This window comes from Micromonospora sp. WMMD961, assembly GCF_029626145.1.
Classification (GTDB): Bacteria; Actinomycetota; Actinomycetes; order Mycobacteriales; family Micromonosporaceae; genus Micromonospora.
On sequence record NZ_JARUBJ010000002.1, the window covers coordinates 3,958,962 to 3,979,075 of the forward strand.

Sequence of the window (20,114 nt, forward strand, 5' to 3'; positions counted from 1 at the left end):
CGGTAGACGATGACAGCGGCGGCGACCGGATCACTCCGGTCGCCGCCGCACCCGTTCCCCCTCCGGCCACCGCCGGGTGCGGAAGGCCGCCCGGGGCGACGCAACCGGTGGTAGCTCAGGTCCAGTCGCTGTCGACGTGGTTGTCCCGCCAGCGTCCGCCCACCGGCGGGGTGTCCAGCCGCATCCCCTCGTCGGCGTTGCCGGCGAGGTCGTTGTCCTCGACCCGGCAGTCCACGCAACTGCCCCGATCGGTGATCCACAGCCCGTGCGTCTGGGTCTGGTGGTCGTGGTTGTCCCAGATCCGGTTGCCGCGGATGGTGGCCGAGTCGAACGGCGCGTCGATGGTGATGCCGGCCCGCCGCTGCGGCGCGGCAGCCAGTTCGTATCCGCATCCCGGTGGCGGGATGTCCCCGCTCCACGCGCTGAACCCGTCCGGGCGGACCGGGGCGAGGGTGAGTTCGTCCCCCGTGTTGGCGGCGACCATGGCAACGGCCCGTCCGACCCGCAGGACCTTGCCCCGGTGTCCGTCGTGCGGCCAGGTGGCCGACCGGTCCACCAGGGACCGCTCGCCGTAGCGCACGGCATCGCCCGTCCCGCCGGTGCCTTCGGCGTACTGTCGCCCGTTGTTGCGGATCCGGTTGTTGAGCACCACCGCGTCGGTCATCTGGTGGTCGACGCGGACCGCGTCCAACCCGTTGCCCCAGATCTCGTTGCTCTCGATCACCACGTCCCGGATCGCGCCCCGGTAGCCGCGCCTGAGGTCCTGCGCGTGATAGCCGTGCTGGCCGTTGCCGCTGATCCGGTTGCCCCGGACGGTGTACGGGCCAGGACTGTTGCCGATGCTGACCCCGTCGCGCAGATTGCCGTCGATGACGCAGTCGGTGAGCAGCCCACCCCGCCCGGCCACCGAGGCGGTGCCCTGCGACGACACGTCGAAGCCGGTCTCCAGGTTGCCGGTCATCGTGCAGGCCGAGACGATCAGACCGTCGGCACCCCAGTCGGAGATGCCGAACCGGTTGCCCTGGCTGTGGCAGCCGATGATGCGGTAGCCACGGGGCGGTTCCCAGTAGTCCTTCTGCAGCTCCAGGAAGATCCCGTTGGTGCCGTTGGCCAGGGTGGTGCAGTTGGCGATGGTCAGCCGCTCCACCGGACCCCACCCGCCGATGCCGACCCCGATGCCGGCGCCGCCGATCTGCTCGCCGTTGTCGAGGCGACCACAGCCGACCACCACCACGCCGTCGATCAGGGAGTCCTGGAGGAAGTCACAGCCCAGCCCGGTGGCGGCGGTGTGGTGGATGTAGAGGTTGCGGAACACGCCGCGCACCACGTACTGCAGGCCGAGACCCTTGGCCAGGTAGTTGTACTCGGCCATCGCGACCCCGGAGCCGTCGATCTGGAAGTCGGAGAAGGTGCAGTCGGCGATGTGCCGGTCCCGGTCGGCCCCGTGCTGGACGGTGGTCCAGAAGGCCAGCGGCGTCGGATCGGCGCGGTTGCCCTCGTTGCTGAGCATGAACCGGGTCGCCGCCGGGCCGGCTCCGATCAGCGACACACCGCTGCGCCACACCGTGCCCGCGTCCCGGATCGAGTAGATGCCCGGCGGGCAGTAGATGACGCGGGCCCGCCCGTCCGAGGCGTAGCCGGCGCCGAGGCGGTCCACGAGGGCGGCCAGCGCCGGTTGGTCGTTGGTAGCGCCGTCACCGGTCAGCCCGTACTCCAGCGCGTCGCAGTAGAGCGGCGCGCCCGCCGAGGCGGGTCGTCGTACCCGGACCGAGTTCAGTAGCAGCTCGTTCGCCACGGCCACAGGCTGCCTCCCTTCGACGCGTACGGTGCGCTCCGGCGGGGCCGACTTCCCGATGAGGCCGCCGGGAAACCCGGCCCCGCGGACGCACGCCGGGGAGATCCGGCCCGATGACACACGCCGGGAAGACCCGGGCGTGGGTCGGCCCCGGCGCCGCGGGGCAGCGCCGGGGCCGATCGGGTACGCCGTCAGACGGCGGCGATCAGCAACGCCGGGCGCTCCACGCAGTCGGCAACGTGCCGCAGGAAGCCACCGGCCACCCCGCCGTCACAGACCCGGTGGTCGAAGGTGAGGCTGAGCTGGGTCACCTTGCGGACGGCGAGCTGCCCGTCGACCACCCACGGCTTGTCCACGATCCGCCCGACCCCGAGCAGTGCCGCCTCGGGGTGGTTGATGATCGGCGTGGAGCCGTCGACGCCGAACACCCCGTAGTTGTTCAGCGTGAAGGTCCCGCCGGTCAGCCGGGCCGGCGGCAGGCTGCCGGCCCGCGCGGCGGCGGTGGTCGCCGCCAGTTCGGCGGCCAGCTCGGCGGTGGTGAGCCGTTGGGCGTCGCGCAGCACCGGCACCAGCAGGCCCCGGTCGGTCTGCGCGGCGATGCCGAGGTGCACCCCGGCGGACTGGACGATCCGCTGCGCCTCGGTGTCGACCCGGGCGTTGAGCTGCGGGAACCGGCGTAGCCCGCTGAGGCAGATCCGGGCCAGCAGGGCCAGGATGCTCACCGGCGCGTCGGGAGCCGCCGCGTTGATCGCCGCGCGGGTCTCCAGCAGGCCGGTGGCGTCCACGTCGACCCAGATGGTCACCTCAGGGATCTCCCGCCGGCTGCGGGAGAGCTTGTCGGCGATCACCTTGCGCACCCCGGTGAGCGGGATGATCACGTCACCGTCCCCGGTCGGCGCGAGAGCGACGTGCGGGTCGGGCACGGCGGCGAGTCGGGCGGTCGGTGCGGCCAGCGCCGATTCCACGTCGGCGCGGCGGATCACCCCGCCCGGACCGGTGCCGCGCAGCGTGGTCAGGTCGACGCCGTGTTCACGGGCCAGCCGCCGGACGATCGGCGAGATGACCAGGGCGGCCGGTGATCGTGCCGGATCGGCGGGTGCGGTGACCACGCCCGGGGCGGTGCCGTCGGTCGCGCCGACACTCGTCCGCGCGGCGTCGGGGCGGGCAGCGTCCGGGCGGCCGGCGTCGGTCGGGCCGGTGTCGGTCGGGCCAGTGTCGGTCGGGCCGGCGTCGGTCGGCTCCGGGGCGAGGACCAGCCGCGGCCGACGTCGACGCCGGGTGACACCGCCGTGGCCCGTGCCGTACCCGATCAGCACGTTGCCGGAGCCGGCCCGTTCCTCTTCGCGGTAGGTGGCGTGTCCGGCCGGCTCGTCGCCGCCGTCCAGCGGCGCGATGGTGATCAGCGGCTGGCCGACCGGGCGTACCTCACCCGCCGCGCCGTGCAGGGTGACGACCCGGCCGGCGTACGGGCAGGGCACGTCGACGACCGCCTTGGCGGTCTCCACCTCGACCACGCTCTGGTCGACAGTGACGACGTCGCCCACGGCGACCCGCCACTCGACGATCTCGGCCTCGCTGAGCCCCTCGCCCAGGTCGGGCAGGAGGAAGACCTGCGTCCGTTCGACGGTGGTCATGCCGCCGCCCAACGCGCGTCCGGCTGGTCGTCCCACTGGAGGCGGGCCACCGCGTCGAGCACCCGGTCCACGCCGGGCAGGTGGGTGTGCTCCAGCATCGGCGCCGGGTACGGGATGTCCAGCCCGGCCACCCGCAGCACCGGGGCGTGCAACGCGTGGAAGCAGCGCTCCTGCACCCGGGCCGCGATCTCCGCGCCGACACCCGCGAAGCCCGGTGCCTCCTGGATCACCACGCAGCGACCGGTACGCCGGACCGAGGCGGTGATGGTGGCGTCGTCGAACGGCACGATGGTGCGTACGTCGACCACCTCCAGGTCCCAGCCCTCCTCGCGGGCGGCCTCGGCGGCCTCCAGCGCGACCGGCACCGCCGGCCCGTACGCGACCAGGGTGGCGTCACGTCCGGGCCGACGCACGACAGCCTTCCCGAACGGCTCGGCACGCGCGGGCAGCTCCGCGTCGGCGCTGGCGAAGTAGAGCTTCTTGGGCTCCATGAAGACCACCGGGTCGGGGTCGTCGATCGCCTCGCGCAGCAGCGAGTACGCGTCCTCGACGGTCGCCGGGGTGACCACCTTCAGACCGGGGGTGTGCGCGTAGTAGGCCTCGGACGAGTCGCAGTGGTGCTCGACCCCGCCGATCCCGCCCGCGTACGGCACCCGGATGACGATCGGCACGCTCAACGCGCCCCGGGTCCGGTTGCGCAGCTTCGCGACGTGCGAGGCGATCTGCTCGAACGCCGGGTACGCGAACGCGTCGAACTGCATCTCGACCACCGGCCGCAGCCCGGACATGGCCAGGCCGACGGCGAAACCGACGATGCCGGCCTCGGCGAGGGGGGTGTCGAAGCAGCGGTCCTCGCCGAAGCGGGCCTGGAGGCCGTCAGTGATCCGGAAGACGCCGCCGAGTTGACCGACGTCCTCGCCGAAGACGACCACCCGGTCGTCGGCGGCGAGCGCGTCGGCGAGCGCGGTGTTGAGCGCCTTCGCCATGGTGGTGGCCATCAGGCGTTCCCCTCCTCGTCGCGGGCGGCGGCCAGTTCGGCACGGACCTGCTCGCGCTGTTCGACCAACTGCGGGGTGGGTTGGGCGTACACGTGGTCGAAGAGGCTCAGCGGGTCCACTGTGGGCTGCTCGTTCATCCGGGTTCGCAGGTCCGCCGCGTACGCCTCGGCCTGCTCGGCGACCTCGGCGACGGCCGCGTCGTCGAGGACGCCACGGGCGCGCAGGTAGGTCTCCAGGCGGGCGACCGGGTCGCGGTCGCGCCAGGCGTCGACCTCGGCGCCGTCGCGGTAGCGGCTGGCGTCGTCGGCGTTGGTGTGCGGTTCCATCCGGTAGGTGTGCGCCTCGACCAGGAACGGCCCGTTGCCGGCGCGGGCGTGCTCGACCGCGCGGGTGAGCACGGCGAGCACCGCGACCGGGTCGTTGCCGTCGACCTGCTCGCTCGGCACGCCGTAACCGACGCCCTTGTAGGCCAGCGACGGCGCGGCGGTCTGCCGGGACAGCGGGACGCTGATCGCGTACCTGTTGTTCTGCACGAAGAAGACCACCGGCGCCTTGAACACGGCGGCGAAGTTGATCCCCTCGTGGAAGTCGCCCTCGCTGGTCGCACCGTCGCCGATGAAGGCCAGCGCCACCGTGTCGCGGCCCTGGTACGCCTCGCCGTGCGCCAGTCCGGCGGCGTGCACGCACTGGGTCGCCAGGGGGGTGCACTGCGGTGCGGTGCGTACCTCGGTCGGGTCGTACCCGCAGTGCCAGTCGCCGCGCAGCAGGGTGAGCACCTCGACCGGGTCGATGCCCCGGGCAACCAGAGCCATCGACTCGCGGTAGGTGGGGAACACCCAGTCGGTGTCGCGGACCGCGAGAACTGCGCCGACCTGGCACGCCTCCTGGCCTCGCGAGGACGGGTAGACGGCCAGGCGGCCCTGCTTGGTCAGGGCGGTCGCCTGGGTGTCGAAGCGGCGGCCGAGCACCATCCGGCGGTACAGCTCGCGCAGCGCCTCGACGGGCGGCTCCGGGTAGTCGGTGCGGGCGGGCAGCGGCGTGCCGGTCGGGTCGAGCAGGCGGACCGGTTCGGTGTTCGGCAGCAGCGGACGCGCCGGGTCGGGCGGGGTGGCCGCTCGACGGGTGCGCGGGGATGCCCTGCGGACCGCCTGGGGAGTGGTCGTCACGGCGGAACCTCCTGGGACGTGTGGTGGGCCTATGCTTCCGCCTGTCGGATGATTGACTCAAGATCCACGCGGAAGGCGGGACGATTGGCATGCGGGGAGGCCGACAGTGAGCCAGGAGACCGCCGACGGAGCGGGCCGGGAGGCGGGATCGGGACGATCGGCCCGAGGTCTGGACGAGGTGGATCGGCGGATCCTCGACGAGTTGGTCCGCGACGGCCGCACGTCGGTGCGTACGCTCGCCGAACGGATCCACATCTCCCGCACCAACGCGTACGCGCGGGTGGAGCGGCTGTTGCGCGACGGGGTGATCACCGGGTTCCGGGCCCAGGTGGCACCCGAGGCGGCCGGGTTGGGCACCTCGGCGTACATCGCGCTGACCATCGAGCAGAACACCTGGCGGGAGGTGTCGGCCGAGCTGGCCCGGGTGCGCTACATCGAGCACGCCGCGCTGCTCGGCGGCGACCACGACGTGCTCGCGCTGGTCCGCGCCCCGGACAACGCCGCGCTGCGGGACGTGGTGCTGGGTCGGGTGCAGAGCATCCCGGGGGTGCTGTCCACCCGCACCTGGCTGGTCTTCGAGGAGTTCGACGGTGCTGGCAGCCCCTGGGCCTGAGCGGTAAGGAAGGGCCCCTTACTAACGCCTGGCGTTAGTAAGGGGCCCTTCCTTACCGCTCGGGTGGGGCTTGCAGGGCTTCCCGGTCGGCCAGCTCCAACAGCGGCTCCAGCGAGTGCCGGTCACCGTCGAGGCCGGCGTGCGGGTCGCCGCGCTCGGCGAAGCGTGCCGGCATGCTGAGCACGTCGAAGTCCTCCGGCCGGGCGTCGTCCAACTCCGACCAGTCCAGCGGCGCGGAGACCAGCGCGGCCGGTGTGGGCCGGATCGAGTACGCCGAGGTCACCGTGTGGTCGCGGGCCATCTGGTTGTAGTCGACGAAGACCGGACGGTCCCGCTGGTCGCGCCACCAGGTGGTGGTGACCAGGTCCGGCAACCGGCGCTGCATCTCCCGGCCCAGCGCGAGCACCGCGCGGCGGCACTCACCGAAGCTCCAGCGCGGCTCGATCGACAGGTAGACGTGCAGGCCCCGACCACCGGTGGTCTTCGGGTAGGCGGTCATGCCCAGCTCGGCGAGGAACGCCCGCACCTCGTGCGCCACCGGCACCACCTGCTCGAAGCCGACGCCGGGCATCGGGTCGAGGTCGATGCGTAGCTGGTCGGGGTGTTCCACGTCGGCGGCGGTGACCGGCCACGGGTGGAACCGCAGCGTGCCGAGGTTGGCGGCCCAGATCACCACCGCCAACTCGCTCGGCGCGATCTCGTCGGCGGTGCGGCCACTGGGGAAGGTGATGTGGGCGGTGCGCACCCACTCGGGCGCGCCCGCCGGCAACCGTTTCTGGTAGAACGCGTCGCCCCGGTTGGTCTGCCGGGTGGCGATCGTCGCCCCCTCGAAGACACCGCGCGGCCAGCGTTCCAGCATCGTCGGCCGGTCCCGCAACGCGCGCAGGATGCCGTCACCGACGGCCAGGAAGTAGCGGACCACGTCCAGCTTGGTCAGCCCTCGCTCCGGGAAGTAGGGCTTGTCAGGGCTGGAGACGCGGACCAGCCGCTCCCCCACCCGGATCTCCTCCGCCGCCGTCGCCACGCCCCCGAGAGTACGACGCGGGGGCATGGCGGGCGGGCTACCGGCCGGAGACCAGCGTGGCGGGCGGGCTACCGCCCGGAGACCAGCGTGGCGGGCGGGCTACCGGCCGGGGACCAGCGTGGCGGGCGGGCTACTCCGGCCGGGCTAGCGGCCGGGGACCAGGGTGGCGGGCTGCTGCGGCAGTTCCTGGGTCGGGCCGCCGACCTGTGTCGGCGGCGTCCCGGGTGGCTCCTCGGCGACCGCGGTCTGCTGCTCCGGCGGCACCGCCGGGGACGACCGGCGGGCCACGAAGCCCGGCGTCCAGTCCTTCAACCGCAGCGCCGGCCGCTCGACCAGCTTCCAGGACAGGAACGCGGCGGCGAAGGCGGCGGCCACCGACATCGCGGCGAACGGCACGTAGCCCCAGCGGCTCCAGCCGAGGCTCGCCATCACCTGCTGGAAGACGAACCCGTAGATGTAGATGCCGTACGAGTAGTCGTTCTTACGACCCACCCAGTGCAACTGGCGCGGCATCCGCACCGACAGCCAGACCAGCAGGTACGCGAAGGCCGGCAGACCGATGGCGAAGAAGCCGCCGAACAGCAGTGACAGCCCGAGCGCCACCGCCGAGCCGATGCCCAACGCGTCGTTGATCGGCACCCGCTCCCGGTAGAGATCCAGGGTCGCCCCGAAGGCGAAGAGGAAGCCCAGGTAGACGATGTAGTGGAAGCTCATCCCGCCGACCAGGGGCGAGTTGAACGACCAGCTCGCCGTCGACACCGGGCCACTGAACTGCCCGGAGCTGACCCAGTCGTGCAGGATGCTCAGGTAGAGCGCGACGGTCAGGAACAGCACGAACCGGCGGGCGTTGCGCAGCACCGCCGTCGCCGCGAGCACGCCCACCACGACGTAGCAGAACATCTCGTACTTGAGCGACCACAGGGCGCCGTTGAAGACGCTGGAGTTGCTCTTGTCGCCCCACGGGGTGGTGTCCCGCAGCAGGTCGTGGATGCCGTACTGGCGGACGCCGGTCCACCAGTTTGCCTGGAGGTAGGCGAGTGGACCGCCGGGCTCCCAGGCGTTGTCGAAGAAGCCGGTGGTGCTGCCGTGCTCGCGCAACGCGACGAGCGGGGCGACCACCAGCGCGGTGATCAGCAGGCAGACCCAGAGACCGGGGAAGATGCGCAGCGCCCGGTGCCAGGCGTAGCGGATCAGCCCGGTGCGCCGGGCGCTGCGGGTGATCAGCAGACCGGAGAGGACGAAGAAGCCGTAGACGGCCATGGTGCCGACATTGGTCTGCCGACCGGTGAGGTGGTAGCCGAGGTCGTTGGCACCGAAGCCGAGCGGCTTGGAGTGCGACAGTACGACGCCGACGGCGAGGCAGAGTCGGATCAGCCCGATGCCGTTGCTGCGGCCGGAGAGCAGATCGGCCAGTGTGCCACGGGATCGGACCAGGGCGGGGGTAGTCATGCGGCCAGGAACCTCTCGACCATCAGGCGGGCACCTCGGCGCCGGCGTGCTCCCACAACTGCTTCATCTCGGTGTGCAGATCGTCGCTCGGCGACCAGCCGAGCAGCTCGGCGGCCAGCCCGACGTCGAGGCGCTGCCAGGTGGTCTCGGCGGGGCCGGTGCGCTCGGCCTCGACCAGGTCGGTCGGGACCTCGCTGACGTCGATGAGGAGCTGGACCATATCACGTGCGCTGGCCGCCACCCCCCGGCCGATGTTGATCACGCGGCCGGCCGCGTCGGCGCGGGTCACGGCCAGCAGCACGGCGGCGACGACGTCACTGAGGCCGACGAAGTCGCGCCGGGAGCCGAGCGGGGCCAACTCCAGCCGGGCCCGCTCGCCGGCCCGCTGCGCGTCGCGCAGTCGACCCGCGACCACGCCGAGCAGGCTGTGCCCGGGCTGGCCGGCGCCGATGACATTGCCGACCCGCAGCGTGACACCCTCGATCAGGCCCTGCCGGTGCGCCTCGGTGAGCGCGGTGGTGCAGCGCAGCTTGAACTCGCCGTACGCCATCACCGGCGCCGGGGGCAGCTGCTCGGGCATCGAGGTGTCCACCGGGACCAGCCCGTACTCGTGCACGCTGCCCAACTGGACCACGCGGATCCGCCGCGGCAGTCGGCCGGCAGCCTCGATCAGTCGCTCGACCAGCGTGACGTTGACCGCGAGCATCTGCGCCTCGCTCAGACCCCACATCCCGCCCGCCGCGTTGATCACCACGTGCGGGTCGAGGTCACGCAGCATCTCGGTGATCTCGTCGACGTCGGCGGCGGCCAGGTCCAGTGCGCGGACCTGCACACCCGCACCGATGACCTTCGGGGTGCGCGCGACGGCGACCACGGTGTGGCCCTGGTCGGCCAGCGCCCGGCAGATCGGTGCGCCAAGGAAGCCGGTGCCGCCCAGGACAGTCACCCGCAGTGGTTGCCCGGCGTCGTCCGCCGGGCCTCGTGGAGCGATGGTCATGGCGCCTCCCGGGCTGTCGTGGGTCATCGGCCCGGCCCGAACGCGTGCCGGGACAGGCTGCGTACGCCGGCCATCTTGCCCGAGAGGACCGCCGTCGGCAGGAGGGTGATGGCGTGCAGCCGCGACGAGGTGTAGTGGCGGGCCGCCCGCGCCGCCCGGGGCCAGCCGTGCTCGTCCATCCGCCGCGCGACATCGACGAAGTACGCCCGCGCCTCGGTGAACCGGGAGCCGTTGACCGCGTCGGCGGCGGACTTGCTGACCGCGTGCCGCCGGTACTGGAAGCAGAGGGTGCTGTCGACGGCCATCTGCTCGCCCCGCTGGACCAGGTCGATCACCAGGGCCAGGTCCTGGATGACCTGGAACTCGTCGCGGAAGTCGACGGCCTTGAGCGCGTCCGTGCGCCAACAGATCGACGGGAAGTAGAACCAGCAGCCGCGCAGCAGGCTGGCCGCCAGGTCCTCACCCCCCATCAGCTCGCGGGAGTCGACCCGGGGGGCGTAGAGCCGCCGCTTGGCCTCGTCGACCATGGTGTTGACCACGGTGCCGTCGGCGTCGATGACCTCGACGCCCGGCTGGATCATGCAGACGCCCGGGTACTGCTCGATCACCGATCGGACGGTGGCGACGTAGTTGGGGTGCATGATGTCGTCAGTGCCCATCATCACCAGGTACTCGTGCTCGGCGAGGCCGACGCACTTGCGGTAGTTGCCGGTGACCCCGAGGTTGCGCTCGTTGCGCTGGTAGCGGACCCGCTCGTCGTCGATGCCGGCGAACCACTCGGGCACCCCCGGCTCGGTGCCGTCGTCGACCACGGTGAGGCGCCAACCGGGGTCACTCTGCGCCATCACGCTGCGCACCGCCGCCTGCATGAGAGGCACACTTCCGTAGTACGGCAGCATGATGTCGACAATCATCAGGTCGGCAAACCTAACTGTGCGTGGTGGTGGTGCTCGACAGGCGCGGCCACATTATCAGGCTCCCACGCACGATCGAGCACCGCCGAACCGGACACCGCGACCACACCGACGACGGTCCGACGCCGACGCGGGCGAGCGCTATCATCGTCGCGCCCCGTACCGCCCGCCCCCCGGATCGGACGCCGATGTCAGACCGCGCCGTCGCCACGGACGCGCAGCCCGCGCAGACCAACGCCGGGGGCCCGCCCCCGTCGGCCATCGTGCCCACCCCTCGGCCTCGGCGGCTCGCCCGCCAGTTGGCGCTGAGCGTCTGGTTCTGGCCGACGGCGTTCGCCGCGCTCGCGGTCGGCTGGCGACTCGGCAGTCCGGAGATGTGGCACGACGAGTTGGTCACCATCGACGTGGCGACCCGTTCCACCCGGCAGATCCTGGGCATGCTGGCGAACGTCGACGCGGTGCACGGGGCCTACTACCTCTTCATGCACGGCTGGACGATGTTGTTCGGCACCGGGCCGGCCGCGGTGCGCCTGCCGTCGGCGCTGGCGATGGTCCTGGCCACCGCGTGCGTGGCGCTGGCCGGACGGCGGCTGTTCGACCACCGGACGGGTGTCGCCGCGGGGTTCGTCTTCGCCCTGCTGCCCACTGTCACCCGATTCGGGCAGGAGACCCGTTCGTACGCGTTCGTCGTCCTCGGCGCCGCCGCCGCCACGCTGTTCCTGCTCCGCGCGCTGGACCGGCCGGGGGTCCTGCGGTGGGCGGCGTACGCGCTCGCGGTGGCCGGCACCGGCCTGGTGAACGTCGTCGCGCTGACCATGCTGCTCGGGCACGGGGTGGCCGTCCTGATCCACTGCTGGCGGGAGCGCCGCTGGTGGTCGCTGGCCTGGTTCACGATCGCCACCGCCGCCGGGGCGGGCATCGCCGCGCCGGTGATCCTGCGCGGGATGAAGCAGGCGGGCCGACAGATCAGCTGGATCCCGGACAGCTCACCCTGGACGGTCTGGGAGCAGGTCTACGGCTCGACGTTGATCGCCGTCGCGGTGACCGCGCTGGCCGTGGTGGGTCTGCTGACCCACCTGCGCCGCGACACGCTGACCCGGACGCTGAGCGCGGTGCTGATCGCCGCGCTGCCGGTACCGGTGATCCTGGTGGCCGCCACCGGCGACATCAACTACTTCTTCTCCAAGTACCTGCTGTTCCTGATGCCGGCCTGGGCGGTGCTCGCCGGCGCGGGGCTCGCCGCGCTGCGTCGTCCCCCGCTGGTCGCGGTGGCGCTCGTCGTGGTCGCCGCCCTGTCCGTGCCGGGGCAGCTCGCCATGCGCGGCGAGTACTCGCACAGCTGGTACACCTATCCGCAGGCCCGGGCGTTCGAGCCGTTCTCCTACTCACAGGCCGCCCGGGTCATCGAGGCGGGTTACCAGCCCGGCGACGGCCTCGCCGCAGGCGGCCCCTGGTGGTGGATGCACGGACCCGGGGTGCGTTACTACCTCCCGGCGGACGTCTCGCCGCGCAACGTCTTCCAGCAGCGATCGGCAGCCAAGAGCAACGAGCTGTTCGCCACGGACTGCGCCAACCCGGCGAAGTGTCTGCGGGACGAGCCGCGGATCTGGGTGCTGCTGCCGACGATCACCGACGCGCCGCTGAGCGGACTGTCGAAGAAGCAGGCCGCGGCGCTCACCGAGCGCTATGACGTGGTCCGGGTGACCCACGTGACCGGGCTGACCGTCGCGCTGCTGCAACGGCGGGGCTGAGCGAGCACGGTTACCGCCGTCGGCGCCCGGGTAGGGGGTCGGCATGGCGGAACTGGCGACGCTCTGGATCATCAGACACGGTGAGAGCACCGCGAACGTGGCGGCCACCCATGCCGAGGCGTCCGGCGAGGAGCTGATCGGGCTCAGTCACCGCGACGCCGACGTGCCGCTCTCCCCCACCGGTGCGGAGCAGGCCCGGGCCACCGGCCGTTGGCTGGCCGAGCTGCCCCCGGACCGCCGTCCGGACGTGGCGGTGGTCTCGCCGTACCTGCGCGCGGTCGCGACCTCCGAGCTGGCGCTGCACGGCACGGGGGTGCCGGTCAGCCGGGACGAGCGGCTGCGCGACCGGGAGCTGGGCATCCTCGACGGCCTGACCGGGCACGGGGTGCGTCGTCGGTATCCGGACGAGGCGGAGCGCCGGGCGCGGCTCGGCAAGTTCTACTACCGGCCACCGGGCGGCGAGTCCTGGACCGACGTGGCGCTGCGGCTGCGGACCCTCCTCGGCGACCTGCGCCGGGACCACGAGGGTCAGCGTGTCCTGCTCTTCGGTCACGACGCGCTGGTCTTTCTGCTGCGCTATCTGGTGGAGGGGCTGACCGAGGCGGACCTGATGGCGCTGACCCGTGAGCATGTGATCGCCAACTGCTCCATCACCGACTGGTCCGCCGACGCGCAGGGTCGGCTGACGCTGGGCGGGTTCAACGAGGTCGGCCACCTGCACCGACAGGGCGCACAGCCGACCAGGGAGGACGAGATCCATGCCGAGCCGGTCTGAGGTGAAGGTGATCACGCCGGGGCTGCTGCGGGACTGGGCGCTGCCGGTGCCGGCCGGGGGCAAGGAGAGCCGCGGCACCGTCCTGGTCGTCGGCGGCTCCCGCTTCACCCCCGGCGCGGTGCTCCTCGCCGGGGTGGCCGCGCTGCGCGCCGGTGCCGGGGTGCTCCAGCTCGCCGCCGCCGAGTCCACCGCCGCCACGCTGAGCATCCAGGTGCCCGAGGCGCTCGTGGTCGGGTTGCCGGAGACCGTTGACGGCGCGGTCGCCGCCGATCGGGACGGTCAGCTCGGTGAGCTGGTCGCCCGGGCCGACGTGGTGGCCATCGGCCCCGGGCTGAAGGCGATCGACGAGACCAACCGCCTGCTGAGCCTGGTCCTGGACGCGGCCCGCCCGGAAACGTCGCTGGTGCTCGACGCGTACGCGCTCGGCGCGCTGAGCCACGCGCCGGACCTGCTGGTCGGCTCGGGCCGGCCCGTCGTCCTCACGCCCAACGTCACCGAGGCGGGGCACCTGCTCGGGCGGGACCCGGGCGACGACCTGGACGCCGAGGCGGCCGAGCTGGCCGCCCGCTACGAGGCGGTCGTGTCGCTGTACGGGCACGTGGCCGCCCCGGACGGGCGGGGTTGGCGGGAGGAGAGCGGTGACGCCGGGCTGGGCACCTCCGGCAGCGGCGACGTGCTCGCCGGGTTGTTGGCGGGGCTGCTGTCCCGGGGGGCGGATCCGGCGCAGGCCGCCTGCTGGGGGTCGTTCGCGCACGCGGTGAGCGGTCAACGGCTGATCCCCCGGTACGGCCGGATCGGCTTCCTCGCCCGGGAACTGCTCGACGAGATCCCCGGCACGCTGTCCATGGTCTGATCAGCCGATATCGGCCGTTTCCGTATTTGACCTGCTGGGTACCGGAATCACACCAGCCGAGATCCAGGGAGGTCATGCCCGTGTCGACCGATGCGATCGTCCTGCTCAAAGAGGACCACAAGGAAATGCGCCGACTGTTCAAGGCCTTCCAGGATGCCGAGGAGGGGCCGGCGAGCAAGCGGCAGAAGCTGGTGAACCAGATCCTCGAAGCCCTCACCGTGCACACCTACCTCGAGAACGAGGTGATGTACCCGGAGGTCCGCCGGCTGCTGCCCGACCTGGAGGACGACATCCTCGAGTCGTACGAGGAGCACCACGTCGCCGACGTGCTCTGCGCCGAGCTGGCCAGCATGGACGCCTCCGACGAGCGCTTCAACGCCAAGACCACCGTCCTCATCGAGAACGTCACCCACCACGTCGAGGAGGAAGAGGAGGAGTGGTTCCCGAAGGTCCGCGACGCGCTGGGGCGTAAGCAGCTCCAGGAGATCGGCGAGAAGATGATCGCGCTGCGAGCGGACGCCCCGCGTACCCCCACCGAGCCGAAGGCGATCAAGAAGGCGATGGACGCGATGACCGCCTGAGCCACGCACACGCACCGAGGGCCCGGCGTCGAGCCGGGCCTTCGGCGTACCTCGGTGGGTGGCGTCGCGGAGGTCGCCCGGGACGGCCCCGGCTGGCCCGGTAGGATCGGCCCGGGCCGTTACTGGCGCGTGGGGATGGAGAACCATCGGGGAGCGGCCCCGTCACGAGGACGTTTGCCGAGCGCCTGGGCCTTCCCGCACGCCTGTTGGAGGTCGTATGTCGCGCAACGCCGAGTCCACCGCATTCCGAAGCGCCCTCGAGGTGATCCGGGCCGTCGAGCCACGGGTGGCCGACGCCATCGGCGCCGAGCTGACCGACCAGCGGGAGTCGCTGAAGCTCATCGCCAGCGAGAACTACGCCTCCCCGGCGACCCTGCTGGCCATGGGCAACTGGTTCAGCGACAAGTACGCCGAGGGCACCGTCGGCCGTCGCTTCTACGCCGGTTGCCAGAACGTGGACACCGTCGAGGCGCTCGCCGCCGAGCACGCCCGGGAGCTGTTCGGCGCGGCGCACGCGTACGTGCAGCCGCACTCGGGCATCGACGCCAACCTGGTCGCGTTCTGGGCGGTGTTGGCCGACCGGGTGGAGTCCCCCGCGCTGAAGAAGGCGCAGGTCCGGCAGGTCAACGACCTCACCGAGGCCGACTGGTTCGCGCTGCGCCGCGAGCTGGGCAACCAGCGGATGCTCGGCATGTCGTTGGACGCGGGCGGTCACCTCACGCACGGCTTCCGGCCGAACATCTCGGGCAAGATGTTCGACCAGCGCAGTTACGGCACGGACCCGGCGACCGGCCTGATCGACTACGACCGGGTGGCAGAGGCGGCCCGCGAGTTCAAGCCGCTGATCCTGGTCGGTGGCTACTCGGCGTACCCGCGGAAGGTGAACTTCCGGATCCTGCGGGAGATCGCCGACTCGGTCGGCGCGACCTTCATGGTCGACATGGCGCACTTCGCCGGCCTGGTGGCCGGCAAGGTGTTCACCGGCGACTTCGACCCGGTGCCGCACGCGCACATCGTCACGACCACCACCCACAAGTCGCTGCGCGGTCCTCGCGGTGGCATGGTGCTCTGCCAGCCGGAGCTGGCCGACCAGGTGGACCGGGGCTGCCCGATGGTGCTCGGCGGTCCGCTGCCGCACGTGATGGCGGCCAAGGCGGTCGCCCTGGCGGAGGCCCGCCGCCCCGACTTCGCCGACTACGCCCAGCGGATCGTGGACAACGCGCAGGCGCTCGCGGAGGGGCTGTTGCGCCGGGGCGCGAAGCTGGTCACCGGCGGCACCGACAACCACCTCGTGCTGATCGACGTGTCCGGCTACGGGCTGACCGGCCGGCAGGCCGAGCAGGCGCTGCTGGATTCCGGCATCGTCACCAACCGCAACTCGGTCCCGCAGGACCCGAACGGGGCGTGGTACACGTCCGGCATCCGGATCGGCACCCCGGCGCTGACCACCCGGGGGCTGGGCACCGCCGAGATGGACCAGACCGCGGAGCTGATCCACACCGTGCTCACGCAGACCACCGCCGGCGCCAACGCCGACGGCACCCCGTCGAAGGCGAAGTACACCCTCGACCCGGCGCTGGCTGACAAGGTCGCCCGCCAGGCCACCGACCTGCTGGCCCCGCACCCGCTCTACCCCGGCATCGACCTGGCCTAGCCGCCACTCCCGTCGATCATGGAGTTGTGGTGCCCGGTCCGGGCTGGTGCGCGGCCTTCGCCCACCACCACAACTCCATGATCGACGCGGGGGTGCGACCGTCAGGCCATCGGGCGCTTCAGGTGGTAGCGGTGGACCTCGGTGCTGCCCTGGACGTTGTTGACGTCTTCGGCGGCGGAGACGAGCTCCCACCCCTCCCGGCCGGCCCGGTTGAGGTGCGCGATGGCGGTGTCCCCGAAGGCGGTGATGTCCTTACGGGACCCGTCCGGCGCGTACCAGACGAACGAGACATGGAAATTGCGGCCCTGTCCCTGATAGCGGCGGACGAGCAGGGCGTACTCCCAGGCAACCATGCGGCCTATTATGACCGTCCACCCAGGACAGCGGTACGCGGGTCGTCGCGCATTGCCATCCGATGAACGCGGTGTGTCAACCCGCCCGACGGTCCAGCTCGTCGGTGATCAGCGCCGCGAGGCGATCCAGCCCGACGTCGATCTGCGGCGGCGTCACCGCGCTGACCGACAGCCGCAGCGCGCACACCGGCGCGGTGTCGTCGTAGAAGTGCGCCATCGGCGTCCACAGCACCCCGTAGTCGCGCGCCGAGCGGTCCAGCAGCGCGTCGTCGACCGGGAACGGCACCGTCACCACCACGAAGAACCCGCCGGCCGGCACCGTCCAGCGCACCGCCGCCGGCCCGTCCGTCCCGGCCGGGAACCGTCGGCGCAGCCCGGTCACCAGGTGGCGCAGATTCCGGGTGTACGCGCAGCGCTCCCGGGTGTTCGCCGCCACCAGGCTGCACCCGTTCTCCAGCAGCCGGCCACCGATCACCGCCTGCGCGATCGGTGACGTGTTCACGGTGACCATGCTCTTGATCATGGCGAGCTGGTCCGCGAGCGGGCCGACCCGGCCGTCCGGGCCGGCCACCCGCTGGTCGGCGACCACGTAACCGACCCGGGCGCCCGGCAGGACGGTCTTCGCGAACGAACCGAGGTAGACGACCCGCCGCTCGGTGTCCAACGCCTTGAGGGTGGGCAGGCGCGGCCCGTCGTCGCTGTGGAACAGCCCGTACGGGTTGTCCTCCAGCAGCAGCAGGTCCTCCTCGGCGGCCACGGTGAGCAACCGCCGCCGGTCCTCCGCGGAGATGCTGACCCCGGACGGGTTGGCGAAGTCCGGCATCAGGTAACAGGCGCGCGGCCGCAGCCCCGCCGCCCGGGCCCGGCGCGCCTGGGCCGCCAGGTCGGCCGGGTCCACGCCGGACGGGCCACCGGCCACCGGCCACACCGGCAGGTCCACCAGTCGGGCCGCCCCGGTCAGCCCGACGTAGGTCGGGGCGACCGCGAGCAGCACGTCCGCCGGGCCGGTCCGCAGCGCCCGCAGCACCAGGAACATCGCCTCCTGGCAGCCGACCGTCACCACGACGGCCTCCGGGTCGACGGTGATCCCCTCGTCCACCGCGAGGTTGCGGGCAACCAGGTGGTGCACGATGCCCTTGGTCCGGCCGTACTGCAGCAGCAGCCGCCGGGCCTGCTCGGGCGGGTGACCCAGGTCGTCGGTGAGGTGCCGGTGGAACGTGTCCAGGTGCCGGTGCACCGCCGCGACGTCGAAGAACTCCTCGTACGGTCGCCCGGCCGCCAGCGACACCGCCGCCGGATAGCGCTCGGACACCTCGTTGAGGAAGTTCATCGAGGTCAGCGCCGGGTCGCCCAGCGCAGGGTGCAGGTCGGCGACGGTCAGGTCGACCGGTTCGGTGGCGGTCACCGCTCAGCCCGCACCGAGCGTGCGCAGCTCGGCCGCCGCCGCCGGGTCGGCGCAGCCGGCCAGGGTGAGCGCGTCGGTCAGCTCGGCGGCGAGCAGCGCCAACGCGTCCCGTGCGCCGCGTTCGCCACCGGCGGCCAGCGCCCAGAGCAGCGGCCGGCCGAGCAGCACCCCGGCGGCGCCCAGCGCGAGCGCCCGCAGCACGTCGGTGCCACCGCGGATGCCGCTGTCCAGCAGCACCTGACAGTCGTCACCGACCGCGTCGACGACCTCCGGCAACATGGTGACGCTGGCCGGGGAGCCGTCGAGTTGCCGGCCGCCGTGGTTGGACACCACCACCGCGTCCGCGCCGACCCGGACCGCCTCCACCGCGTCCCGCGGATCCAGCACCCCCTTGACCACCAGCGGCAGGTCGACCTGCTCGCGCAGCCAGGCCAGGTCCGTCCAGCGCAGTGCCGGCGCGAACGAGGAGGCGGTGTGCGTGGCGATCGCGGACACTCCGGGGGCACCGGAGTGCGCCAGGGCGTCGCGACCGTCGGGCAGGTTGGCGGCCACCACGTCGGGCGGCAGCCGGAACGCGTTGCGCAGGTCGCGGGGGCGCCGGCCGAGCACCGGGACGTCCACGGTGACCACCAACGCCCGGCAACCGGCTGCCACGACCCGGGCCAGCAGGTCGCGGACGAGGGCCCGGTCGCGCAGCCAGTAGAGCTGGAACCAGACGTCCGCGCCGGTGGCGGTGACCTGTTCGACGGGTGTGCTGCCCAGCGTGCTCGCCAGGTAGGGAATCCCGGCCGCGCGGGCCGCCGAGGCGAGGCCCAGCTCCCCGTCCGGGTGCACCAGCCGCTGGTACGCCATCGGCGCCACCCCGACCGGCATGGCGTACGGGCGGCCGAGCAGCCGGGTGCGCAGGTCGACGGTGTGCACCCCACGCAGCACCCGGGGCAGCACGGCGACCCGGTCCAGGGCGACCCGGTTGGCCGCGAGGGTCACCTCGGTGGCGCTGCCGCCGTCGACGTAGTCCCAGACGTCCTGCGGTAACACCGTCCGGGCCCACTCGGCGTAGTCGGCGAGCGACACGGCCGCCGGGTCGATCGGCAGCGGCTCATTGGCCGCCACGTCGGTCGGCAGCGGCTCACCGGCCGCCACGTCGGTGAGCAGCGGCTCAGTCACCGGGAACCGCCGCGCCGGTCGGAGCCTGCGGCAGCTCGTCGCGCTCGGGCGGCAGCCCGAACCGTTCCCGCAGGAACGCCGCCGCGCCCGCCTGCGCCCGCCGGCCGTCGGTGAAGACACCCGGCATGGCGAAGAAACCGTGGATCATCCCCGGGTAGTGCGCCAGCCGGGTGGGCACACCGGCGGCGTCCAGCCGCTGCGCGTACCGCTGCCCCTGTGCGCAGAGCGGGTCCACCTCGGCGGTGACCACCAACGCCGGGGGCAGACCGGTCAGGTCGTCGGCGAGCAGCGGCGACGCGAGCGGGTCCCCGGCGTGTGCCGGGTCGGCCAGGTAGTGCGTCCGGTACCAGGCCACCGACCGGCTGTTGAACAGCGTCGGATCGTCGTCCTCGGTGGGGCCGGCCGGCTCGCCGGTCTGGTCGGTGTTCGGGTAGACCAGCAGTTGCGCGGCGAGGGACGGCCCGTCGGTGCGGCAGAGCAGGGTGACAGCGGCGGCCAGGTTCCCGCCGGCGCTGTCCCCGCCCACCGCCAGCCGGTCCCGGTCCACGCCGAGCCGGCCGGCGTGCTCGGCGACCCAGCGGGTGGCCGCGTGGCAGTCGTGCACCGCCGCCGGGAAGGGGTGCTCCGGGGCGAGCCGGTAGCCGACTGTGATCACCTGACACGGCACGGCGTTGGCCAGTCGCCGGCAGATGCCGTCGGCGGTGTCGATGCTGCCGAGCGTCCAGCCGCCGCCGAAGAAGTACAGCAGGGTGGGTAGTGGACCCGACCCGGTCGGCCGGTACACCCGCAGGGGCAGCTCACCGGCCGGGCCGGCGATGCGCTCGTCGCGTACCTCGGACACCGGCTCGACCGCGCCGGTGCCGGCGCGGATCGCGGCCAGGTCCGCGGCGCGGGCCTCGGCAAGGGTCTGCGTGTACAGCGGCGGGGTGCCGGCCGCGGCGCGGGCCGACCGGTACGCCGCCACCTCCGGGTGCGGGGTCATGTC

Annotated in this window: 18 protein-coding genes and 1 riboswitch; of the genes, 6 read left to right on the forward strand and 12 right to left on the reverse strand. The window is 72.6% G+C overall.

The annotated features are described in order from the left end of the window. Nucleotides 1-115: 115 nt before the first annotated feature. From O7614_RS18060 to pdhA, 4 genes are all read right to left on the reverse strand, one after another. A complete protein-coding gene (locus O7614_RS18060) occupies nt 116-1,795 on the reverse strand; it encodes a right-handed parallel beta-helix repeat-containing protein (protein ID WP_278139631.1) in 1,680 nt (559 codons plus the stop codon). A gap of 191 nt (nt 1,796-1,986) precedes the next feature. Beyond that, a complete protein-coding gene (locus O7614_RS18065; protein ID WP_278139632.1) occupies nt 1,987-3,429 on the reverse strand; it encodes a dihydrolipoamide acetyltransferase family protein in 1,443 nt (480 codons plus the stop codon). Beyond that, nucleotides 3,426-4,430, reverse strand: a complete 1,005-nt coding sequence (locus O7614_RS18070) for an alpha-ketoacid dehydrogenase subunit beta (protein ID WP_278142295.1) — start codon at nt 4,428-4,430, stop codon at nt 3,426-3,428. Before O7614_RS18070 ends, O7614_RS18065 begins: the two co-directional genes overlap by 4 nt. Further along, nucleotides 4,427-5,593: a pyruvate dehydrogenase (acetyl-transferring) E1 component subunit alpha gene (gene pdhA / locus O7614_RS18075; protein ID WP_278139633.1), complete on the reverse strand. Its 1,167-nt coding sequence runs from the start codon at nt 5,591-5,593 to the stop codon at nt 4,427-4,429. The genes O7614_RS18070 and pdhA overlap by 4 nt, the downstream gene beginning before the upstream one ends. Nucleotides 5,594-5,771: 178 nt before the next feature. Between pdhA and O7614_RS18080 the strand changes: the two genes are divergently transcribed. Further along, entirely contained in the window at nt 5,772-6,206 is a 435-nt protein-coding gene (locus tag O7614_RS18080) for an Lrp/AsnC family transcriptional regulator (RefSeq protein WP_232234193.1), read from the forward strand. A 52-nt stretch (nt 6,207-6,258) separates the two neighbouring features. On the opposite strand, the gene O7614_RS18085 is transcribed toward O7614_RS18080, so the two are convergent. The 4 genes from O7614_RS18085 to O7614_RS18100 form a co-directional block, all read right to left on the reverse strand. Beyond that, complete coding sequence (locus tag O7614_RS18085; RefSeq protein ID WP_278139634.1) at nt 6,259-7,257, reverse strand: DNA primase small subunit domain-containing protein; 999 nt, start codon at nt 7,255-7,257, stop codon at nt 6,259-6,261. A 117-nt stretch (nt 7,258-7,374) separates the two neighbouring features. Next, nucleotides 7,375-8,679: an acyltransferase gene (locus O7614_RS18090; RefSeq protein WP_278139635.1), complete on the reverse strand. Its 1,305-nt coding sequence runs from the start codon at nt 8,677-8,679 to the stop codon at nt 7,375-7,377. A 22-nt stretch (nt 8,680-8,701) separates the two neighbouring features. After that, on the reverse strand, nt 8,702-9,676 hold the full coding sequence (locus O7614_RS18095; protein ID WP_278139636.1) for an NAD(P)-dependent oxidoreductase: 975 nt from the start codon (nt 9,674-9,676) through the stop codon (nt 8,702-8,704). Between the two features lie 23 nt (nt 9,677-9,699). After that, nucleotides 9,700-10,590 (reverse strand): glycosyltransferase, encoded by an 891-nt coding sequence (locus O7614_RS18100; protein WP_278139637.1) that lies wholly within the window; start codon nt 10,588-10,590, stop codon nt 9,700-9,702. A 188-nt stretch (nt 10,591-10,778) separates the two neighbouring features. Between O7614_RS18100 and O7614_RS18105 the strand changes: the two genes are divergently transcribed. The 5 genes from O7614_RS18105 to O7614_RS18125 all read left to right on the forward strand — a co-directional run bounded on the left by O7614_RS18105 (nt 10,779) and on the right by O7614_RS18125 (nt 16,204). Continuing rightward, nucleotides 10,779-12,341 (forward strand): glycosyltransferase family 39 protein, encoded by a 1,563-nt coding sequence (locus O7614_RS18105; protein ID WP_278139638.1) that lies wholly within the window; start codon nt 10,779-10,781, stop codon nt 12,339-12,341. A gap of 43 nt (nt 12,342-12,384) precedes the next feature. Continuing rightward, the gene (locus tag O7614_RS18110; RefSeq protein WP_278139639.1) at nt 12,385-13,116 is read left to right on the forward strand and encodes a histidine phosphatase family protein; all 732 of its coding nucleotides are present in this window, start codon (nt 12,385-12,387) and stop codon (nt 13,114-13,116) included. After that, a complete protein-coding gene (locus O7614_RS18115) occupies nt 13,100-13,969 on the forward strand; it encodes an NAD(P)H-hydrate dehydratase (RefSeq protein WP_278139640.1) in 870 nt (289 codons plus the stop codon). Before O7614_RS18110 ends, O7614_RS18115 begins: the two co-directional genes overlap by 17 nt. An 80-nt stretch (nt 13,970-14,049) precedes the next feature. Then, a complete protein-coding gene (locus O7614_RS18120; protein WP_332367447.1) occupies nt 14,050-14,550 on the forward strand; it encodes a hemerythrin domain-containing protein in 501 nt (166 codons plus the stop codon). A gap of 108 nt (nt 14,551-14,658) precedes the next feature. Next, nucleotides 14,659-14,748, forward strand: a riboswitch (ZMP/ZTP riboswitch). A gap of 19 nt (nt 14,749-14,767) precedes the next feature. Continuing rightward, nucleotides 14,768-16,204, forward strand: coding sequence for a glycine hydroxymethyltransferase (locus O7614_RS18125; protein WP_278139641.1), 1,437 nt, complete (start codon nt 14,768-14,770; stop codon nt 16,202-16,204). Between the two features lie 101 nt (nt 16,205-16,305). On the opposite strand, the gene O7614_RS18130 is transcribed toward O7614_RS18125, so the two are convergent. The 4 genes from O7614_RS18130 to O7614_RS18145 form a co-directional block, all read right to left on the reverse strand. After that, nucleotides 16,306-16,566, reverse strand: a complete 261-nt coding sequence (locus O7614_RS18130; protein ID WP_278142296.1) for a hypothetical protein — start codon at nt 16,564-16,566, stop codon at nt 16,306-16,308. A gap of 67 nt (nt 16,567-16,633) precedes the next feature. After that, on the reverse strand, nt 16,634-17,962 hold the full coding sequence (locus O7614_RS18135) for a PLP-dependent aminotransferase family protein (RefSeq protein ID WP_278139642.1): 1,329 nt from the start codon (nt 17,960-17,962) through the stop codon (nt 16,634-16,636). Nucleotides 17,963-17,965: 3 nt separating this feature from the next. After that, nucleotides 17,966-19,075, reverse strand: coding sequence for an alpha-hydroxy acid oxidase (locus O7614_RS18140; protein ID WP_278142297.1), 1,110 nt, complete (start codon nt 19,073-19,075; stop codon nt 17,966-17,968). A 46-nt stretch (nt 19,076-19,121) separates the two neighbouring features. Next, nucleotides 19,122-20,111, reverse strand: a complete 990-nt coding sequence (locus O7614_RS18145; protein WP_278139643.1) for an alpha/beta hydrolase — start codon at nt 20,109-20,111, stop codon at nt 19,122-19,124. Nucleotides 20,112-20,114 lie beyond the last annotated feature (3 nt).